General features: G+C 72.9%; 14 protein-coding genes. 3 read left to right on the top strand and 11 right to left on the bottom strand.

The annotated features are described in order from the left end of the window. Positions 1-6 precede the first annotated feature (6 nt). The 8 genes from scpB to IPZ69_RS35360 all read right to left on the bottom strand — a co-directional run bounded on the left by scpB (position 7) and on the right by IPZ69_RS35360 (position 9,898). Positions 7-657, bottom strand: coding sequence for an SMC-Scp complex subunit ScpB (scpB, locus tag IPZ69_RS35395; protein ID WP_235458791.1), 651 nt, complete (start codon positions 655-657; stop codon positions 7-9). Next, positions 654-1,850, bottom strand: coding sequence for a segregation and condensation protein A (locus IPZ69_RS35390; protein WP_235458790.1), 1,197 nt, complete (start codon positions 1,848-1,850; stop codon positions 654-656). Before IPZ69_RS35390 ends, scpB begins: the two co-directional genes overlap by 4 nt. Before the next feature lie 38 nt (positions 1,851-1,888). Further along, positions 1,889-2,470 (bottom strand): hypothetical protein, encoded by a 582-nt coding sequence (locus IPZ69_RS35385; RefSeq protein WP_235458789.1) that lies wholly within the window; start codon positions 2,468-2,470, stop codon positions 1,889-1,891. Further along, entirely contained in the window at positions 2,455-3,588 is a 1,134-nt protein-coding gene (locus IPZ69_RS35380) for a ParA family protein (RefSeq protein ID WP_235458788.1), read from the bottom strand. The genes IPZ69_RS35385 and IPZ69_RS35380 overlap by 16 nt, the downstream gene beginning before the upstream one ends. Positions 3,589-3,988: 400 nt before the next feature. Then, a complete protein-coding gene (ald, locus tag IPZ69_RS35375) occupies positions 3,989-5,113 on the bottom strand; it encodes an alanine dehydrogenase (protein WP_235458787.1) in 1,125 nt (374 codons plus the stop codon). Positions 5,114-5,249: 136 nt separating this feature from the next. Continuing rightward, entirely contained in the window at positions 5,250-7,316 is a 2,067-nt protein-coding gene (locus tag IPZ69_RS35370) for a tetratricopeptide repeat protein (RefSeq protein WP_235458786.1), read from the bottom strand. 201 nt (positions 7,317-7,517) lie between these two features. After that, positions 7,518-8,144 carry an NUDIX domain-containing protein gene (locus IPZ69_RS35365; protein ID WP_235458785.1) on the bottom strand — a complete coding sequence of 209 codons (627 nt, stop codon included), beginning with the start codon at positions 8,142-8,144 and terminating at the stop codon, positions 7,518-7,520. A gap of 83 nt (positions 8,145-8,227) precedes the next feature. Continuing rightward, positions 8,228-9,898 carry a CTP synthase gene (locus IPZ69_RS35360; protein ID WP_235458784.1) on the bottom strand — a complete coding sequence of 557 codons (1,671 nt, stop codon included), beginning with the start codon at positions 9,896-9,898 and terminating at the stop codon, positions 8,228-8,230. Between the two features lie 522 nt (positions 9,899-10,420). Here IPZ69_RS35360 and IPZ69_RS35355 point away from each other — a divergent pair. The 3 genes from IPZ69_RS35355 (at position 10,421) to IPZ69_RS35345 (ending at position 15,540) form a co-directional block, all read left to right on the top strand. Continuing rightward, complete coding sequence (locus IPZ69_RS35355) at positions 10,421-12,223, top strand: glycoside hydrolase family 15 protein (RefSeq protein ID WP_235458810.1); 1,803 nt, start codon at positions 10,421-10,423, stop codon at positions 12,221-12,223. Positions 12,224-12,477: 254 nt separating this feature from the next. Next, a complete protein-coding gene (locus tag IPZ69_RS35350) occupies positions 12,478-13,815 on the top strand; it encodes an FAD-binding oxidoreductase (RefSeq protein WP_235458783.1) in 1,338 nt (445 codons plus the stop codon). A 78-nt stretch (positions 13,816-13,893) separates the two neighbouring features. Then, complete coding sequence (locus tag IPZ69_RS35345; protein WP_235458782.1) at positions 13,894-15,540, top strand: PucR family transcriptional regulator; 1,647 nt, start codon at positions 13,894-13,896, stop codon at positions 15,538-15,540. Between the two features lie 7 nt (positions 15,541-15,547). Here IPZ69_RS35345 and IPZ69_RS35340 read toward each other — a convergent pair whose 3' ends face one another. The 3 genes from IPZ69_RS35340 to IPZ69_RS35330 form a co-directional block, all read right to left on the bottom strand. Then, on the bottom strand, positions 15,548-16,684 hold the full coding sequence (locus IPZ69_RS35340; protein WP_235458781.1) for a glycosyltransferase family 4 protein: 1,137 nt from the start codon (positions 16,682-16,684) through the stop codon (positions 15,548-15,550). Between the two features lie 253 nt (positions 16,685-16,937). Further along, complete coding sequence (locus tag IPZ69_RS35335) at positions 16,938-17,711, bottom strand: hypothetical protein (protein WP_235458780.1); 774 nt, start codon at positions 17,709-17,711, stop codon at positions 16,938-16,940. 98 nt (positions 17,712-17,809) lie between these two features. Next, positions 17,810-18,753: ACP S-malonyltransferase (locus tag IPZ69_RS35330; RefSeq protein ID WP_235458779.1), on the bottom strand; the 944-nt coding region annotated here is incomplete at its 5' end.

Here is an 18,753-nt window from a genome sequence, read left to right as displayed (position 1 = left end):
TCCGTCTTAGTCGTCTGCGTCCTCTGCGCCGGGCGCGTCGGGCGCGTCCGGGTCGAACGACGGTACGCCCTCCTGGGTCTCGGCCTCGATCGCCTCCGCCTCCGGGAGGAAGGGCGCGAGCTCCGGGAGCTCGTCCAGGCCGCGCAGGCCCATCCGCTCCAGGAAGTAGTTCGTCGTCCTGTACAGGATCGCACCTGTTTCGGGTTCCGTGCCCGCCTCCTCGACCAGACCGCGCTGCAACAGGGTGCGCATCACACCGTCGCAGTTCACTCCCCGGACGGCCGAGACACGGCTGCGGCTCACCGGCTGGCGGTAGGCGACGACGGCCAGCGTCTCCAGCGCGGCCTGGGTGAGCCGGGCCTGCTGGCCGTCCAGGACGAAGCCCTCGACGGCGGCCGCGTACTCGGGGCGGGTGTAGAAACGCCAGCCGCCGGCGATCAGCCGCAGCTCGAATCCCCGTCGCTGGACGGTGTACTCGTCGGCCAGCTCCCGCAGCGCGTCCCCGATCTGCCGCTTGGGCCGCTGGAGGATCTTGGAGAGGTGTTCCTCGGTCGCGGGTTCGTCCACGACCATGAGCACCGCCTCCAGGGCGGGCTTGAGGTCGAGGTCGGCGACGGTGCGCAGTCCGGCCGGGACGTCGGTGATCTCCTCGCTCACGCCTTCTTCTCCTCCTTGGGCTCCTCGGGCGGCCGGTCGAACTCGTCCGTGACCGTCGGTGTCTCGTCCCCGTCCCCGCCGGTCCAGCGCACGATCAGGTCCCCCAGGGCGGTCTCCTGGTCCAGCGCGACGGCCTTCTCCCGGTACAGCTCCAGCAGGGCCAGGAAGCGGGCCACGACGGTCAGGGTGTCGTCGGTGTCCTCGACGAGCACCTGGAAGCTCGCCTCGCCCAGTTCCCGCAGCCGCGCGACGACGATCCCGGCCTGCTCCTGCACGCTGACCAGCGGGGCGTGGATGTGGTCGACGTACACCTGGGGCTTGGCCTTGGGCTGCATCGCCTTGACGGCGAGCTTGGCGAAGCCCTCGGGGCCGATGCTGATGACGACCTCGGGCAGCAGCTCGGCGTGGTGCGGTTCGAGGCCGACGGTACGGGGGTAGCGGCGGGCCTCCTGGTCCAGGCGGTGGTTGAAGATGTCGGCGATCTGCTTGTACGCGCGGTACTGGAGCAGCCGGGCGAACAGCAGGTCGCGGGCCTCCAGGAGGGCCAGGTCGGCCTCGTCCTCCACCTCGGCGGTGGGCAGCAGCCGGGCCGCCTTGAGATCGAGCAGGGTGGCGGCGACGACCAGGAACTCCGTTGTCTGGTCGAGGTCCCAGTCCGGGCCCATCGCCCGGATGTGCGCCATGAACTCGTCGGTGACCTTGGAGAGGGCCACCTCGGTGACGTCGAGCTTGTGCTTCGAGATCAGCTGCAGCAGCAGATCGAAGGGCCCCTCGAAGTTGGCCAGCCGCACCTTGAAGACACCGTCGGTACTGCCTTCGGACCCACCGCCGGGCGACGACACCGGCTCGGGCAAGGTTCGCGGCTCGGGCGCGGACTGCGGCTCCGGTTCGGGCAGTGTCTCCGCTACGGGCGTGTCGGCGTCGGCCACCGGAACGCTCGCGTCGGGCGCTGAGGGACTCGCCTCGGGCACCGGCAGCGGCTCGGGCAGGGGCAACGGCTCGACAGGCGCCGACTCCGGCAGGGGCGCCGGCTCGGGCTCGGGCTGCGGCGTCGGCTCGGGCAGGGGTTCCGGCTCGGGTGGGGTCTTCGGCTCGACCGGCTCCACGCGCGGAGCGCCTGCGCCCGGCCCCCGGCCCAGCGCACGCCTGCGGCCGGCGGGTGCGCCGGGAGCGGGAACGTCGTTCGAGGTCATAGCCGTCGCAGGCTATCGCCTCCCGACCGCACGACCGACTACCGGCCGCGCAGCCGCCGTACCAGGATGCTCGCGTCTCCCCGGGACTCCAGGTCGGCCAGGACGACGGCCACCGCCTCGCGGACGATCCGCCCGCGGTCGACCGCCAGGCCGTGCTCGCCGCGCAGCACCAGCCGGGCGTGCTCCAGGTCCATCAGTTCCTCGGCGGACACGTACACCGTGATCTTCTCGTCGTGCCGCTCGCGCCCGCTGGGACGCCGTGCCGCCGCCCGCCCCCCGCGCTTGCGGGGCTGGGCGGAGCCGGCGGAGGCGGCAGAACCTTCCTGCGCCCCCTGACGCCGCGCGGGGCGGTCGTCCGAGGCGGTCCGGCTGCGGGACTCACCGGATTCGACCGGCTCCGCCTCCGCGGCCACGTGCTCCGCCCCGTCGCCGTCCCCGCCCTGCGCGGGAACGGACTCCGGCGCGTCCTGTGCCGCCGCGGCCGCGTCGCTCTCCCCCGCGGGAGCCGGCACCCGGGCCTCGCCGTTGACCGGGCGCCGGGGAGTGGACGGCTGGAGCGCCATTCCCCCTGTCGTACGGAACAGTTCGTCGGCCCCCGGCAGACTCACTCGGCGTGACACCGGGCGAGCACCTCCCTGGCGAGCTGGCGGTAGGCGGCGGCACCGACGGAGTTGGAGGCGTACGTGGTGATCGGCTCACCGGCGACCGTGGTCTCCGGGAAGCGGACCGTGCGGCCGATGACCGTGTGGTAGACGTGGTCGTCGAACGCCTCGACCACACGGGCCAGCACCTCACGGCTGTGGACCGTGCGCGAGTCGTACATCGTGGCGAGGATCCCGTCGAGCTCCAGCTCCGGGTTGAGCCGCTCCTGGACCTTCTCGATGGTCTCGGTCAGCAGCGCCACACCGCGCAGTGCGAAGAACTCGCACTCCAGCGGCACGATCACCTTGTGCGCGGCCGTCAGCGCGTTGACGGTGAGCAGGCCGAGCGAGGGCTGACAGTCGATCACGATGTAGTCGTAGTCGGGCATCAGCGGCTTCAGGGCGCGCTGGAGCGTGGACTCGCGCGCGACCTCGGAGACCAGCTGGACCTCGGCGGCCGACAGGTCGATGTTGCTGGGCAGCAGGTCCATGTTGGGGACCGCCGTCTTCAGGAGGACCTCGTCCGCGGACATGCCCCGCTCCATGAGCAGGTTGTAGACGGTGAGGTCGAGCTCCATCGGGTTGACGCCGAGTCCGACCGACAGCGCGCCCTGCGGGTCGAAGTCCACGAGCAGCACGCGCCGGCCGTACTCCGCGAGCGCGGCACCCAGGTTGATGGTCGACGTCGTCTTGCCGACGCCGCCCTTCTGGTTGCACATCGCGATGATCTTCGCGGGGCCGTGGTCGGTCAGCGGGCCCGGGATCGGGAAGTACGGCAGCGGGCGCCCGGTCGGGCCGACGCGCTCGCGGCGCTGGCGGGCAGCGTCGGGCGCGAGCGTGGCCGCGTACTCGGGGTCGGGCTCGTATTCGGCATCGGGATCGTAGAAGTGCCCGTCGGGCAGTTCGTCGTAGTCGGCGAACTGGTTGTGGGGCGCGCCCCTTCCGTCGCCGGCCATGGCGTTCACGTGATGGCCATCCATGCTCTGGTGTGCTGAGAGAGTCACCCCTGCAGTTCGGTGACTCTGTTGGGCGAAGGTACGCACCGCGACGGAGCCGACAGCCTCGAACCCCGCGGGGCCCTGGCCCCGTGCAGGCATTCCTGGTTGACCACCCCCGGGAGAAAATGTCGACTCATTCACAAGTCGTCTTACCTCCTTGGTGACCAGGAAACTTCTAGACAGGTCAGCGTGGCACCATGCCGACGGTTGGCGACTCTATGGCGTGTCGGCGGTCCGCAGCAACACAATCCGCCGGACCCGGCACGATGTGTCGGCAATGAAACATCCCGCTGTCAAGGGCGTACGGCCGTCGCACAGCAGGTTTCACCGGTGTGCGAATCGGTCGAAGGGTTACGTTCGAGGCGAGTTGACCGAGAGCCGCAAAGTGACCATACACACATCCGGCCGGACCTTGTCGGGCAAGGTCCGGCCGGGTGTGCGCGGTTGACGAACCGTGTTGACGTATCGCCTTTGCCGTATGGTGACTTAGCCGGTCGGCTCAGCCGAGGAGGGTCTCCAGGTCCACGTGCTCCAGGCCGTGCGACTCCGCGACCTCCTTGTAAACGACCTTGCCGTCATGGGTGTTGAGACCCTTGGCCAGCGCGGCGTCACGGCGCAGCGCCTCGACCCAGCCGTTGTTGGCGAGCGAGACGATGTACGGCAGCGTGGCGTTCGTCAGCGCGTAGGTGGAGGTGTTGGGCACCGCGCCGGGCATGTTGGCGACGCAGTAGAAGACCGACTCGTGGACCCGGAAGGTCGGCTCGGCGTGGGTGGTGGGACGGGAGTCCTCGAAGCAACCGCCCTGGTCGATCGCGATGTCGACAAGGACACTTCCCGCCTTCATCCGGGACACGAGCTCGTTGGTGACCAGCTTCGGGGCCTTGGCGCCCGGGATCAGGACGGCACCGACGACGAGGTCGGCCTCCAGGCAGGCCTTCTCCAGCTCGAAGGCGTTGGAGACGACGGTCTGGATCTTCGTACCGAAGATCTTGTCCGCCTCCTTGAGCTTGTTGATGTCACGGTCGAGCAGCGTGACGTGGAAGCCCAGGCCGATGGCGATCTGCGCGGCGTTCCAGCCGGAGACGCCGCCGCCGATGATGACGGCCTTGCCGGCCGGCACGCCCGGGACACCGCCCGGCAGGACGCCACGGCCGCCGGCCGCGCGCATCAGGTGGTAGGCGCCGACCTGCGGGGCCAGGCGGCCCGCGACCTCTGACATCGGGGCGAGCAGCGGCAGGGCGCGGTTGGGGAGCTCGACCGTCTCGTACGCGATCGCCGTGGTGCCGGACTCCAGGAGCGCGTCCGTGCACTCCTTGGAGGCCGCCAGGTGCAGGTAGGTGAAGAGGATCTGGTCCTTGCGGAGGCGGTGGTACTCCTCGGCGATGGGCTCCTTGACCTTCAGCAGCAGGTCCGCGGAGGCCCAGACCTCGTCGGCGGTCTCCAGGATCTGGGCACCGGCGGCGAGGTACTCCTCGTTCGGGATCGAGGAGCCGAGGCCGGCGTCCCGCTCGACGACGACCTGGTGCCCGTTGCGCACCAGCTCGTGCACACCGGCGGGGGTGATGGCCACCCGGAACTCGTTGTTCTTGACCTCGCGGGGGATGCCGACCTTCACGTCGATCACGGTCCTTGGCTCAGAGGGTGTGGGGGCATTGCAAGACATACCCGGGCATGCGGGGGCACACCTGGATGCACCGCAGGAGAGCGAGCGGCAGAGCCAGTCTAATGAAGGCGTTCCGGCTGTCTAGCCTTTCATTGCATCAATCTTCGGCGGATGCACTACGGATTTCGCAGGCATCAGCGCCGTGCTCCCGTTCTGGCTCGTTCTCGCAGCTCTCCTGGCCTTCCTCACCCAGCATGCGCTCCGCGGCCCCGCGGTGCAGTCGAGCGGCGGCGGGGTCGCCGAGCCGCTCCAGGGTGTCCGCCAACCGCAGCTGGAGCGCGGCCTGCAGCCGGACGTCCTCGGCACGGCGCGCCCACTCCACCGCCTCCTGACAGGTGTGCAGCGACTCCTGTGGCCGCCCGGCGTACTCCTGCACCCGGGCCAGCTCGCTCAACGCCCGCGCGTGGGCGGCGACATCGCCGTTCTTGCGGTGCCCGGATGCCGCCGCCCGCCAGTTCCTGAGTGCCTCGCCGTAGCGGCCCGCGTAGGTGTGCGCGGTGGCGATACGGCCGTACAGCCGGGCGGCCTCCGCGCGCTCGCCGCGGGCCAGGCGCTGGGCCAGGGCCCGGCCGAACCAGTCGGCCGCCCGGTCGTGGTCCCCCAGCTCCTGGTGCGTGCCGCCTACGGATTCCATCGCGCGCCCGGTCGCGTACGGGTCGTTCGCCTCGCGTCCGGCGTCCAGCGCGGCCCTGTAGCGGACCAGCGCCTCCCGGGTACGGCCGGTCCGGGCGTCCAGGTCGCCGAGGTTCAGCAGCGCGGCGGCCCGCTCGCGCGGCAGGTTCCGGCGCTCGGCGACATCGAGGACGAGGCCGTGGATGCCGTACAGGTCGGGGGCCGCCGCCTGGGTGCCGACATGCGCCACCATCGCCCTGACCAGCTGGGACATCAGCCGGCGGGCCAGCGTGTCCAGCTCTCCGTCGGCGACCGCGAGGCGGGCGGACGCCAGCAGGGCGGGCCGGCGGATGCTCAGCCACTCGGCGGCGGCCCTGGGGCTCGGGAAGCGCAGGGCACGGGGCAGGCCCTGGAGCTTCTCGCGCGCGTCGGGGTTGTCCGTCTCGGTGATCGCGCGGCAGGACTGGAGCAGTCGTACGGTCCGCTCCAGCATGCGCGCGCGGGCCAGCTGCAGCTCGGCGGGGCGGTCGTGGATCTCGGCGAGGGCGCACAGCAGCGGGTGCAGGCAGCCGGGGACCTCGTACTGAGGTAGCGGGGAGTCCACGGCCCGCAGCAGGCCCAGGGCGACGAGGTCGTCCAGGGTGGTGTGGGCGGCGCCGACCGTGCAGCCGGCCAGGGCGGAGGCGGTGTGCGGGTCGGCCAGGCCCGCCGGGGCCAGGGACAGCAGTCGCAGTATCCGCGCGGCCGTGCCGGGCAGTTGGTCGTAGACGAACCGGAACACCCGGCCGAGGGGCGTGCCCTCGTCGGCCTCGGCGTGCAGGCGCTTGGCCAGGTCGGAGACGGCCGCCTTGGGACGGGCGGCGAGCCAGCCGCCGGCCAGGTTCAGCGCGGTGGGCTGGCCCTGGCACGCCTCGACGAGGCTCTCGGCGGCCCGCGGGTCGACGGTGATGCGGACCGAGCCGGTGTGATGGGTCAGCAGGTCGAGGGCCGACTTGGTGTCGAGGCCGCCGAGGGTGCAGGGGCGGACGTCCGCGATCCCGGTGAGCGGGCCGGCGGACACGGCGACGACCAGACAGTCCGGGGCGTCCGGGAGCAGCGCGTCGACCTGTTCGGCGCCGGCCGCGTCGTCCAGCAGGAGCAGCGTCCGCCGCCCGGCCAGAGCGGTGCGCAACGCCTCGGTGAGGTCGTCCTCGCCGGCTCCGGGCGGGGCGGTCAGGCCGAGGGCGGTGAGCAACTGGCGGGCCGCGCGCTCGACCGGCACCGGGGTGCCGTCGGGCTCGCCGAGCCGGACGCGCAGGACCCCGTCGGCGTAGTCGCCGGCGACCTGCCGGACAAGTTCCTCGGCGAGCGCCGTGCGGCCGGAGCCGGGCCTGCCCGCGATGAGGAGCACGCGCGCGCGGGGCGGTTTCTTTCCGGACAGGGTGTCCAGTCCCGCGCGCTCGATGTCGGCGCGGAGCTCCTTCAACTCTCTTGTTCGGCCCAGGAAATGGCTCTCCGCGGCCACGCCGTCCGACAGCCGCGCGCCGTCCGTGTCCAGCGCCTGATCCGTCACGGGCCACACTCCCGTCCCACCGAACGCGCAGGCCCGCCGGAACCCCGGTCCGAGCCGTGCACCTGCCTCGATGGCCGAGCCTAGTTCACGCTCAGCGACGTTCCGGGCGGAGCGCGGCGGGCACGTCCCTCGATCGGATCAGGCGATGGTCACACCGGGACCCCGACGGCCCACGGCCCGGCGGACGGGCGGTGGTGGGGTTCAGGACTCGAAGGGACGGGCGGGCCACGGCGCCTCGGCCGGGCGCAGCGCGTCGAGACCGTCCCCGGTGCGGGCGGCGACCAGCGAGAGGATGCCGACGACGAGGCAGTTGTTGTGCAGTTCGCCCGCGAGCACACCCCGGACGAGCTCGTCGACCGGCACGCGCGCGTGCTCCATGTCGGCCTCCTCGTCCTCCACCTCGAAGCGCTCCCCCTCGGCCGCGGACAGATGCCGGGCGAGGAAGATCCGTACGGACTCGTCGCAGCCGCCGGGGGTGGTGTACACGTCGGTCAGGACGCGCCAGTCCTCGGCCTTGACGTGCGCCTCCTCGTACAGCTCGCGCTGCGCCGCGTGCAGCGGGTTCTCGCCGGGCACATCGAGCAGGCCGGCCGGGATCTCCCACAGCTTGTGCCGCACCGGGTGGCGGTACTGGCGGATGAGATGGACGCGGTCCTCGTCGTCGAGGGCGACGACGGCGACCGAGCCGGGGTGGACCTGGTAGTCACGGCGGACCACGGACCCGTCGGGCATGACGACCTCGTCCGTGCGGACGGAGGTCTTGTTGCCCACGAAGGGGGTCTCCGTCGCCCGGATCTCCCACTCCTCGGGGGTGTCCTTGATCGTCATGCCGTGTCCTCCCACGTGCGCAGATGAAACCGGGGTGCTCACCTTTTGAAGGTATGCACCCCGGCCACCGTACAACTGGTGTGTTACTTGGAATTCTTCCGCGCGCCCTCGGCCTGCTGACGCTCGACCGACGCCTTCACGAGGCCGGCGAACAGCGGGTGCGGACGGGTCGGACGCGAGCGCAGCTCCGGGTGCGCCTGCGTGGCGACCAGGTAGGGGTGCACGTCACGCGGGTACTCCACGTACTCGACGAGCTTGCCGTCCGGCGAGGTGCCCGAGAAGACGATGCCGGCCTTCTTCTCCAGCTCCGCGCGGTAGGCGTTGTTCACCTCGTACCGGTGACGGTGCCGCTCCTCGACGTACTCCTTGCCGTCGTACACCTCGCGCACGATGGAGCCCTCGGCCAGCTTGGCCGGGTACATGCCCAGGCGCATCGTTCCGCCCATGTCGCCCTCGCCCGCCACGATGTCGAGCTGCTCGGCCATGGTGGAGATGACCGGGTGGCCGGTCGCGGAGTCGAACTCGGTGGAGTTCGCGTCCTGGATGTCGGCGAGGTTGCGCGCCGCCTCGATCACGATGCACTGCAGGCCCAGGCAGAGACCGAGCAGCGGGATCCGGTTCTCGCGGGCGTAACGGATGGCGCCGACCTTGCCGAGCACACCGCGGTCGCCGAAGCCGCCGGGGATGCAGATGCCGTCGACGTCACCGAGCTGCGCGGCGGCGCCGGCCGGGGTCTTGCAGTCGTCCGAGGTGACCCACTTGATCTTGACGCGGGCCTTGTTGGCGAAGCCGCCCGCGCGCAGCGCCTCGGTGACCGAGAGGTAGGCGTCGGGCAGGTCGATGTACTTGCCGACCAGGGCGAGGGTGATCTCGTGGTCGGGGTTGTGGACGCGGTCGAGCAGGTCGTCCCAGGTCGTCCAGTCCACGTCGCGGAAGGGCAGGTCCAGCTTGCGGACGACGTAGGCGTCCAGGCCCTCTCCGTGCACCGTCTTCGGGATGTCGTAGATCGAGCGGGCGTCGGGGCAGGCCACCACGGCGGCCTCGTCCACGTCGCACATCAGCGAGATCTTCCGCTTGATCGCGGTGGGCACCTCGCGGTCGCAGCGCAGGACGATCGCGTCCGGCTGGATACCGATGTTGCGCAGGGCGGCGACCGAGTGCTGGGTCGGCTTGGTCTTCAGCTCGCCGGACGGGCCGATGTAGGGCAGGAGCGAGATGTGCACGACGAAGACGTTGTCCCGGCCGACCTCGTGGCGGACCTGGCGTACCGTCTCAAGGAAGGGCAGCGACTCGATGTCGCCGACCGTGCCGCCGACCTCGGTGATCACGACGTCCACCTCGTCGGTGGCCATGCGCCGGATCCGGTGCTTGATCTCGTTGGTGATGTGCGGGATGACCTGCACCGTGTCACCCAGGTACTCGCCGCGCCGCTCCTTGGCGATGACGGTCGAGTAGACCTGGCCTGTAGTGACGTTTGCAGAGCCGTCCAAGTCGCGGTCAAGGAAGCGCTCGTAGTGTCCGATGTCCAGGTCGGTTTCGGCGCCGTCGTTGGTGACGAACACCTCACCGTGCTGGAAGGGGTTCATCGTGCCCGGGTCGACGTTCAAGTACGGGTCGAGCTTCTGCATCACGACGCGCAGGCCGCGGGCCTTGAGCAGCATGCCGAGGCTGGAGGCGGTGAGGCCCTTGCCGAGAGAGGAGGCGACACCCCCGGTGACGAAGATGTGCTTGGTCGTCGTGGATTTGGGCGGCATGGCCAAGAGGGTGCTCCCGTGGTCGCGGTCTGGGGTGCGGAGTGGCTGCCGGCCCGGACTTGTCCGGGGGTGCCGTCGCTGCGGTTCGGGGGTTTCGTGCCCACCGGTCCACGGGCTACCAGGGTATCAGCGGTCCGGCCCGATGGCTTCCGGCCACGCTCCGCGCATGGGCCGACACGGGCCCGAGCCGTTCACGGGGTTCTCACCCCCTGGTCACTCGTTCGGCCCACACGGGTTGCCCGGAGCGGCACGCAGATCATCTACGTGCGTCGTATCCTGCTCGGACACTCGCTGCCGAGCACGGCCGGATTCACGGCACACCCCAGCCCGTAAGTACCGGAAGAACGCGAGCTCGTCAGTTCGTTGAGCTATGACTGTCGTGTCGCCTCAGGGCGTTTGCCTCGGGGCCCGGCGGCTGCTTTGCTTCACCGCTCAACGACGCACAACAACGACCCCTTGACCGCACTAGCGACAGCCCCCTTTGTACCTGGGGGCGACGTGGCCGTTCGACTGGAGTTGCACGTGGCCGGGCGCATCGAAGACTACGCACTCATCGGAGACATGCAGACCGCGGCGCTGGTCTGCCGGGACGGCACAGTCGACTGGCTGTGCCTGCCCCGCTTCGACTCGCACGCCATCTTCGCCGGTCTGCTGGGCACCGAGGACCACGGGTTCTGGCGGCTCGGACCGGCCCACGCGGCCGATGTGGAGCCGCCGACGGCGGCCCGCCGCACCTACCGGGGTGACTCGCTGATCCTGGAATCGGAGTGGGACACCCCGCGCGGCACGGTGCGCGTGACCGATTTCATGCCGCCGCGTGACGGTGCCCCGCAGCTGATCCGGATCGTCGAGGGCGTCACCGGCCGGGTGCCGATGCGCTCGGCGCTCAGGATGCGCTTCTCGTACGGCCGGGTCGTGCCGTGGGTGCATAAGCACGACGGGCGTACGGTCGCGGTCGCGGGCCCGGACTCGGTGTGGTTCGACACCGCGGCGGAGACCTACGGAAAGTCGCTGACCACGTACGCGGACTTCACGGTCGCCCCGGGTGACCGGATCGCGTTCACCATCTCGTGGCAGCCCTCGCACAAGGAGCCGCCGCCGCTGCCGGAGCCGGAGCAGTCGCTGGAGGCGACGGAGGACTTCTGGCGGGAGTGGGTCGAGCACTGCACGTACCACGGCCCGTACCGCGAGGCCGTGATCCGCTCGCTGATCACGCTGAAGGCCCTGACGTACGCCCCGACCGGCGGCATCGTCGCCGCGCCCACCACCTCGCTGCCCGAGGACGTCGGCGGTGTCCGCAACTGGGACTACCGCTACACCTGGCTGCGGGACGCGGCGATCACCCTGTCCTCGCTGCTGCGCACCGGCTACCGCGAGGAGGCACGCGCCTGGCGCGAGTGGCTGCTCAGGGCGGTCGCCGGCGACCCGGAGAACCTGCAGATCATGTACGGCATCGCGGGCGAGCGCGAGCTCGGCGAGGCGGAGCTGGACTGGCTGCCGGGCTACGAGAACTCCGCCCCGGTCCGGGTCGGCAACGGCGCGGCCCACCAGCTCCAGCTGGACGTGTACGGCGAGGTCACCGAGGCCCTGCACCTGGCCCACATGACGGGTCTTGCGCGCAGCGACTACGCCTCGCTGCTGCAGCTGAAGCTGATCCGCTACCTGGAGGACCACTGGGACCAGCCGGACGAGGGCATCTGGGAGGTGCGCGGTCCGCGCCGCCACTTCGTGCACTCCAAGGTCATGGCCTGGGTCGCGGTGGACCGCACCATCAAGCTGATCGAGTCCGGTGACGCGGACGGCCCGCTGGAGCGCTGGCGCGAGCTGCGCGACGACATCCACCGGGACGTGTGCGAGAAGGGCTACGACAAGGAGCGCAACACCTTCACGCAGTCGTACGGCTCGAAGGAGCTGGACGCCTCGCTGCTGCTCATCCCGCAGATGGGCTTCCTGCCGCCGGACGACAAGCGCGTCATCGGCACCATCGAGGCGATCCAGCGGGAGCTGTCCACGCCGGACGGGTTCATCCTGCGGTACCCGACGGAGGGCGAGCACGAGGGCGTCGACGGCCTGCCCGGCGACGAGGGCGCGTTCCTGGCCTGCTCGTTCTGGATGGCGGACGACCTGGCGATGATCGGCCGCGTCGACGAGGCCCGCAAGCTGTTCGAGAAGCTGCTGGCGCTGCGCAACGACCTCGGCCTGCTCGCCGAGGAGTGGGACCCGCGGCTCAAGCGCCAGGTCGGCAACTTCCCGCAGGCCTTCAGCCACGTGCCCCTGATCGACACGGCCCTGCGCCTGACAGCCTCGGGCGCGTACGGCGGCTGACGAGCCCGGGTGAGCGTGCCCGCGTAGGGCCTGTGCGGCGGATCGGGTCGGAGTCGGTCAGCGGCGCCGATGCGGCCCGGGTGAGCGGGGGCTGCTGCGTGCGGCTGCAAGGCGGAGGAGGGCGTCGACGCGATGGGGGTCCCCCTGCTCGAAGAGCTTGGGGGACTGCGTGCCGGCCCCCGCGTCTCCGGCCTGATCCGCCGGCCAGGCCCTAGGCTGGAAGCGGAGTTGCCCCTGAGTGGAAGGGGGCGGCCATGGCTTCCCTCTCGAAGGCGGGTGCGGCTCTTGCCGCGTTGCGTGAAGAGCTGATCGGCGCCGTGTTCGCCCCGGGGGATCCCGGTTACGACGAGGCCCGTGCCGTGTTCAGCGCCAGGGTCGACCCGCGCCCGGCCGTGATCGCCCAGTGCGCGGACGAGGCCGATGTGGTCCGGGCCGTGCGCTTCGCCCGGGAGCTCGACCTGCGGATCGCGGTGCGCGGCGGCGGGCACGGCCTGGCAGGCGCGGCCCCCACCGCGGGGGCGCTCGTGGTGGACCTGCGCCGGATGCACGAGGTGACCGTCGATCCGGCGGCGGAGGCGGCACGGGTCGGCGGCGGCGCCACGATGGGCCGTCTGGAACGGGCCACGCGGCCCCACGGCCTCGCCGTTACCGGGCTGCCCGCCTCGGCCGTCGGCGTCGCCGGGTTCGTCCTGGGCGGCGGCACCGGCCTGCTGGACCGGGCGTTCGGTCTCGCCGTCGACAACCTGATCGGCGTCGAGCTGGTCACCGCCGACGCCGAACGGGTCCACGCCAACCCCGACGAGAACCCGGAGCTGTTCTGGGCGCTGCACGGCGGCGGCGGCAACTTCGGCATCGCCACCGCGCTCACCCTGGAACTGCACGAGCTGCCGGAGTTCTCCGCCACGCTGCTGCTGCACCTGCCCGAGTTCGGCCGGGAGGTGGTCCGCGCCCTCCGCGAGATCATCGAGTCCGGACCCGACCGGGTGAGCGGCGCCGTCACCTGCCCGACCGCCGACCGGCCGCTGTACGGCGCGCTGCTGACGTACGCGGGCGGCCGGACGGAGCTGCGCAAGCTCGCCGAACCGCTGCTGGCGCTGCCGCACGAGGCGGAGCTGACGGGCGCCGAGGCGCTGCGCCCGCTGGACTGTCCCCCCGGGCTGCGCGCCCACTGGTCGGCGGAGTGCCTGACCGGTCTGCCCGACGCGCTGGTGGACGCCTTCTGCGCCCGCGCGCAGGCCGCCCCGGTGCCCGGCGGCTCCCGGCACACGCTCCTCCCGCTCGGCGGCGCCGTCGCCACCGGTCCCGCCCAGTACCCGGTCCCGTACCGGGACGCGCCCTGGCTGGTGCATCCCTTCGCCCGCTGGGCCGACCCGGCCGACGACGAGCGGGCCCTCGCCTGGGTGCGGGACGCCCGCGCCGACGTGCGGCCCTGGAGCACCGGCGCCGTCTGCCTCGGGCTCGTCGGCGACGAGGGTCCCGAGCGGGTCGCCGCGGGCCTGGGCGCCGGGAACCTGCTGCGGCTGGAGAAGGTGAAGCGGACGTACGACCCCGACAACGTCTTCCGCTGCAACCACAACATCCGGCCGGTGTAGCGCGGCGGCAACCGGCCGGGACGGCCCGCTCGGAGGCCGAACTGTCCTCCCGGGGTCTTCGCAGGTAGCGTCCGCTCCATGGACAGCAGTACGGACAGCGGCCGGTTCGACACCCAGGGCGCCGGGATCACCGTTCAGCGGGCGCTGGAGCTGCCCGGCCTGCGCAGCGGGCTCCCGGAGATCCTGGCGGGCGCCGACCGGCTGGGGCGCACCGTCCGCTGGGTGCACGCGGGCGAGGTGCCGAACATCGCCTCGCTGCTGAAGGGCGGCGAGTTGCTGCTGACCACCGGCTATGGGCTGGGCACGCGCCCCGCCGAGCAGCGCGCGTTCGTGCGCACCCTCGCCGAGCGCGGCATCGCCGCCCTGGTCGTGGAGCTCGGCCCGCGCTTCGCCCGGCTGCCCGCCGCCCTCGTGGACACGGCGCGCTCAGCCGGTCTGCCACTGGTCCAGCTGCACCGCGAGGTGCCGTTCGTGACGGTCACCGAGGAGATCCACACGGAGATCGTCAACGGCCACTACGCGCTGCTCCAGCGGGCGGAGGAGGTGCACCGCCGCTGTACCGAGGCCCTGCTGGGCGGGGGTGGGGTGCCGCAGGTCCTGGAGATCCTGGCCGGGTTCAGCGGCAATCCGGTGTTCCTGGAGACGACGGACGGCCAGCTCCTGTACGCCGCCGGGGCCGGGCCCGAGGGCGCGGACCCGTTGCAGGTGTGGGAGGGGCTGCGCGGAGCGCACAAGGACGCGCCGCCGCCCGCCGGTTCGGTGCTGGTGGACGTGCCGGGCGGCGGTCCGGGTACGGGCTCGGTACGGGCCCGGCTGGTGCTGCTGCCCGTACGGTCGCCGCTCGCGCCCGTGCACCGCATCGCCGCCGAGCGAGCCGCGGGCATCCTGGCCGTCGTCCTGATGCAGGCCCGTCAGGAGGAGGAGCTGGCGGCGCGCGGCCGCGGTGACTTCCTGACCGATCTCGCCGAGGGGCGCATCACGGCGGAGGACGCGCCCGCGCAGGCCCGGGTGCTGGGCTTCAAGCCGGGCGGCGGCCCACTGCTGCCGGTGGTGATGCGGCTGGGCGACGCCCTCTCCCCCGGCGGCGGCTGGGCGGTCCTGGCGCGCGCGGTCGCGGAGGAGCTGGCCGCGGTGGGGGTGCCGGTCCTGCTGGGCGTACGGCCCGTGGAGGGGCGGGTGCCCGTGCTGCTGGGCCTGCGTTCGGAGTCGGAGCGGTCGGCGGTCGCGGACCGGGTCGCGGCGGCGCTGCGGGCCGGGGTGGAGCGGGCCGGGATGCAGCGGCCGGGCGCGCAGCCGCCGGTCGTGGTCGTCGGGGTGGCCGGCGGCTGGGCGGCCGCGTCGGCGGGGCTGCGGCACGCGGCCGAGACGGCGACGGCGGCCCAGGGCCTCACGGACCGGCCCTGGTACGACGCCCGCCGCCTCGACATCGACCTGCTGCTGTGGCGGCTGCGCGACCATCCCGACCTCGCGGCCTTCGTGGACCGCGCCATCGGCCCGCTGCGGGACCACGACCGCCGCTCCAAGCCGCCGCTGCTGCCCACCCTGCAGACGTATCTGGCGCACGCGGGCCGCAAGGCCGAGACGGCCCGCGAACTGCACCTCAACCGCCAGACCCTCTACAACCGCCTGGCCCGCATCGGGGAGTTGCTCGGCACCGACCTCGACGACCCGCAGACGGTCCTGGCGTTGAGCCTGGCCCTGCGGGCGCGTCGGCACGTGCCCTGAGCGGCGCTCAGGGCAGGGGCTGCGGCTGGGTCAACTCGTCGTAGACGCTGAGGATCTGGGTGATGGTCTCGTCCTCGGTCGGCCAGCCGGCCGCCTGTTGCGCGCCCTTGAGCCGGAGCCGCTCGCACCGGTCGGGGTCGGCCAGCAGATCCATGACGGCGGTGGCGAGCGCCTCCGGATCGCCGTCCGGGACGAGTTCGGCTGCGTCGCCCACGAGGTCGGGGATGCCGCCGACGGCGGTCGCGACGAGCGGCACGCGCGCGTGCAGGGCCTCCTGGGCGAGGACCGAGCGCGACTCCCAACTGCCGGGCAGCAGCGCCAGATCGGCGGCGGCGAGCAGTTCGCCCGCGTCGTCCCGCCGCCCGATCAGCCGCACCGGCAGCCCCTCCTCCTCGATCCGCCGCTGCAACGGTGCCCGCAGCGGCCCCTCCCCCGCGATGACGAGCAACGGCTGCGGATCGAGGCGGCGCCAGGCGCGGGCCGCGTCGAGCAGGACGTCGTGGCCGCGGTACCGGTCGAGGGCGCCGATCGCGATGAGCAACGGCCGCCCCGTGGCGCCTAGTTCGGCCCGGATCTTGGGCGGCAGCCGGTCCGGGTCGTCGCGTTCGGCGGCCTGGCCCGGTCCGGGCAGCGCCACGGCGGCCAGCCGGGCGTCCCGGGCGCCGGTGCGGCGCGCCCGGTCCACCAGGTCCGAGGTGCTGCCGAGCACCACGGCGGCCGCCTTCACCACCCGCCGCTCAAGCAGCCGCAGCAGGTGCGCGCGTGCCCCCTCGGCGTGGGCGCGGTTGTGCCAGGTGACGACGAGCGGGGTGTGGCGGCCGCTGAGCGCGAGCGCGGCCCGGAAGGAGGCGTGCAGCCCGTGCGCGTGGACCAGGTCGGCCTGGGCGCAGGCCGCCCGCAGCGCGGCCACGGAGGCGGGGTCGCTGCTGCGCGGCACGTGGACGTGCTCGGCGCCGGTCCCGGTGAAGTCGTAGGCGCGTTCGGCCTCGGCGGGGACGCAGACCGTGACCCGCACGCCGCGCGCGACGAGGCCGGCGGCCAGGGAGCGCACGTGCGCACTGCTGCCGGCGTTGCCCCCGCCCAGCACCTGCACGGTGCGCAGCGGCGACTGACCGTGCGGCGAGTTGCTGCTCACGGGGCTCACGCGGCCGGGGCTCCTGGGTCGGCGTCGGGCGGTCACGAAGAAACGTACAGAAGGTATCGGGCGGAGGGGACGTACCGCGCTCGCCTCCCGCGCGGACCGCGTTCCCGGTCAAGGATGCCAGGACGTACGGGTGTTCCGGGAACGGTGCGTGGGCGCACGGTGTTCCGGCCCCGCGCACCCGCGGCAGCGCGTCACCCACAGGAGTGAACGAACGCCCCTGGCGAGGAAGCCGCGCGCGGCGCGTGTGCCGAGGTCAGGCGCGCAGCGCCGGTACCGGCGTGCGCGCCCACTCGCTCACCCGGTCTCCGTACACGGCGGCGGCCACGACCGCCACGGCGTGCGCGAGCAGTCCGGCGCGCCCGTTGCCCGCCACCACGGCGGTGCCCAGGGCCGCGCCCAGGGCGTGCGCCCCCGTGTCGCCGATCATCGCGCGCTCGCCCAGGTCGTCGGGGAGCACGGCCGCGGCGGCCCCCGTCGCGGCGGCGGCCAGGTCCGCCGCCGGGCCCCGGCGCAGCAGCCCGGGTGCGCCGAGCGCGAGCACCACGGCGGCCGCCCGGCCCGGCCGGACGTCCACGAGGTTGACGAAGTGCGCGGCTCCGGCGATCACGACCCCCGCGAGGAGCCGGTCGAGCGGCCGTTCCTTGAGCAGTGCGCCGGCGGTCAGGGCGGCGGCCGAGATCCCGAACAACTTCACGGCCCCGCTGGTGACTTCGCCCGCGCGCAGGGCGCGGAGGTGGTCGCCGAAGCCGCGCCGTCCGTCCCCGGCGCCGACGACGTCGTCGTACGCCCCGCAGGCCCCGGCGGCGGCCACGGCGAGCCCGGCCGCCCCGCGCACCCGTCCGGCGGCGAGCGCCGCGCCCAGCGCCGCGGCGGGTGCGGCGTACAGCTCGACGGTCCGGCCGGCGTAGTTCTTCCGCTCCCAGCGGTCACGGCCGCCGGGTGCCCGGCCGCGCAGGGCCGCCGTCGTCACCCGGGTCAGCGCGGCCGCCGTGAGGAAGGCCGTGCTCCGGCCCGCTCGTGTGCTCATGCCGCAACCCTAGAAGGAGCGGCGACGGTGTTCATCTGTACGTCTGTAGGTCGATTCGTCGGTTCGTCTTTTCGTCCGCCCGTCCGCCCGTCCGCTTGTCAGGGCCACCATTCCGCGACGAGCGCCGTCAGTCGGGCCGGGGTGGCCGCCGAACGCACGGGGATCTCCGGGGGCAGCAGGCGGCGGGCGATGCCGGTCAGAGTCGTGCCGGGGCCCAGCTCGACGAGGCGGACGCGGCCCGCCGTCATGGACCGCAGGGTCGCCATGGAGTCCGACCAGCGCACCGGCATGAGGAGTTGACGGCACATCAGCTCGCGCCAGGAGTCGGGGACGTCGCCCCCGTGGGCGAGTCCGTCCACGTTGGCGATCACCGGGCAGTGCCCGGGGTGCAGGGGGGTGTCGCGGACGGCGGCGGCGAGGTGGGGCCGGGCCGCCGCCATCAGCGGGCTGTGGAAGGCCCCGCCGACCGGGATCCGGACGGCCCGCGCGCCGGTGCTCGTGGCCCGCTCGGTCAGCGCGGCGACGGCGTCCGGGTCGCCGGAGACCACGACCTGGTCGGGGCCGTTGGCATTGGCCACCCAGACCTCGGCCCGCTCGGCGACCCGCAGCCCCGCGGCGAGCAGCTCCGCGGTCCGCGCGACGCCCGGTCCGACCAGCACGGTCATGGTGCCGGGCACCAGCCGGGCCGCCTCGGCCATCGCCGCGCCCCGCTCGGCGACCAGCCGCACGGCGTCCTCGGGGGTGAGCACCCCGGCGGCGGTCAGGGCGGCGTACTCGCCGAGGCTGTGGCCCGCGCACACGACGGGGCGCAGCGCGCCGACCGCCGTCCGGGCGACGGCGGTCCGCAGCGCGTCCAGCAGCACCATCTCCAGCGTGAAGGTGGCGAGTTGGGCGTTGTCGGTACGGGTGAGACACTCGGCGTCGGCGTGCAGCAGGAGCCATCCGAGGTCCCGTGCGCAGACCTCGGAGAGCCGCTCGACGACCTGCCAGTGCGGGGTGTCGCGCCAGGGCTCACCCATCCCCGGCCGCTGCGCGCCCTGCC

Origin of the sequence: Streptomyces olivochromogenes, from assembly GCF_021538895.1 — a bacterium.
In the GTDB taxonomy this organism is placed as follows: domain Bacteria; phylum Actinomycetota; class Actinomycetes; order Streptomycetales; family Streptomycetaceae; genus Streptomyces; species Streptomyces olivochromogenes_A.
The sequence above is the reverse complement of the archived record's forward strand: the minus strand, read 5'-3'. Positions and strand labels throughout refer to the sequence as shown.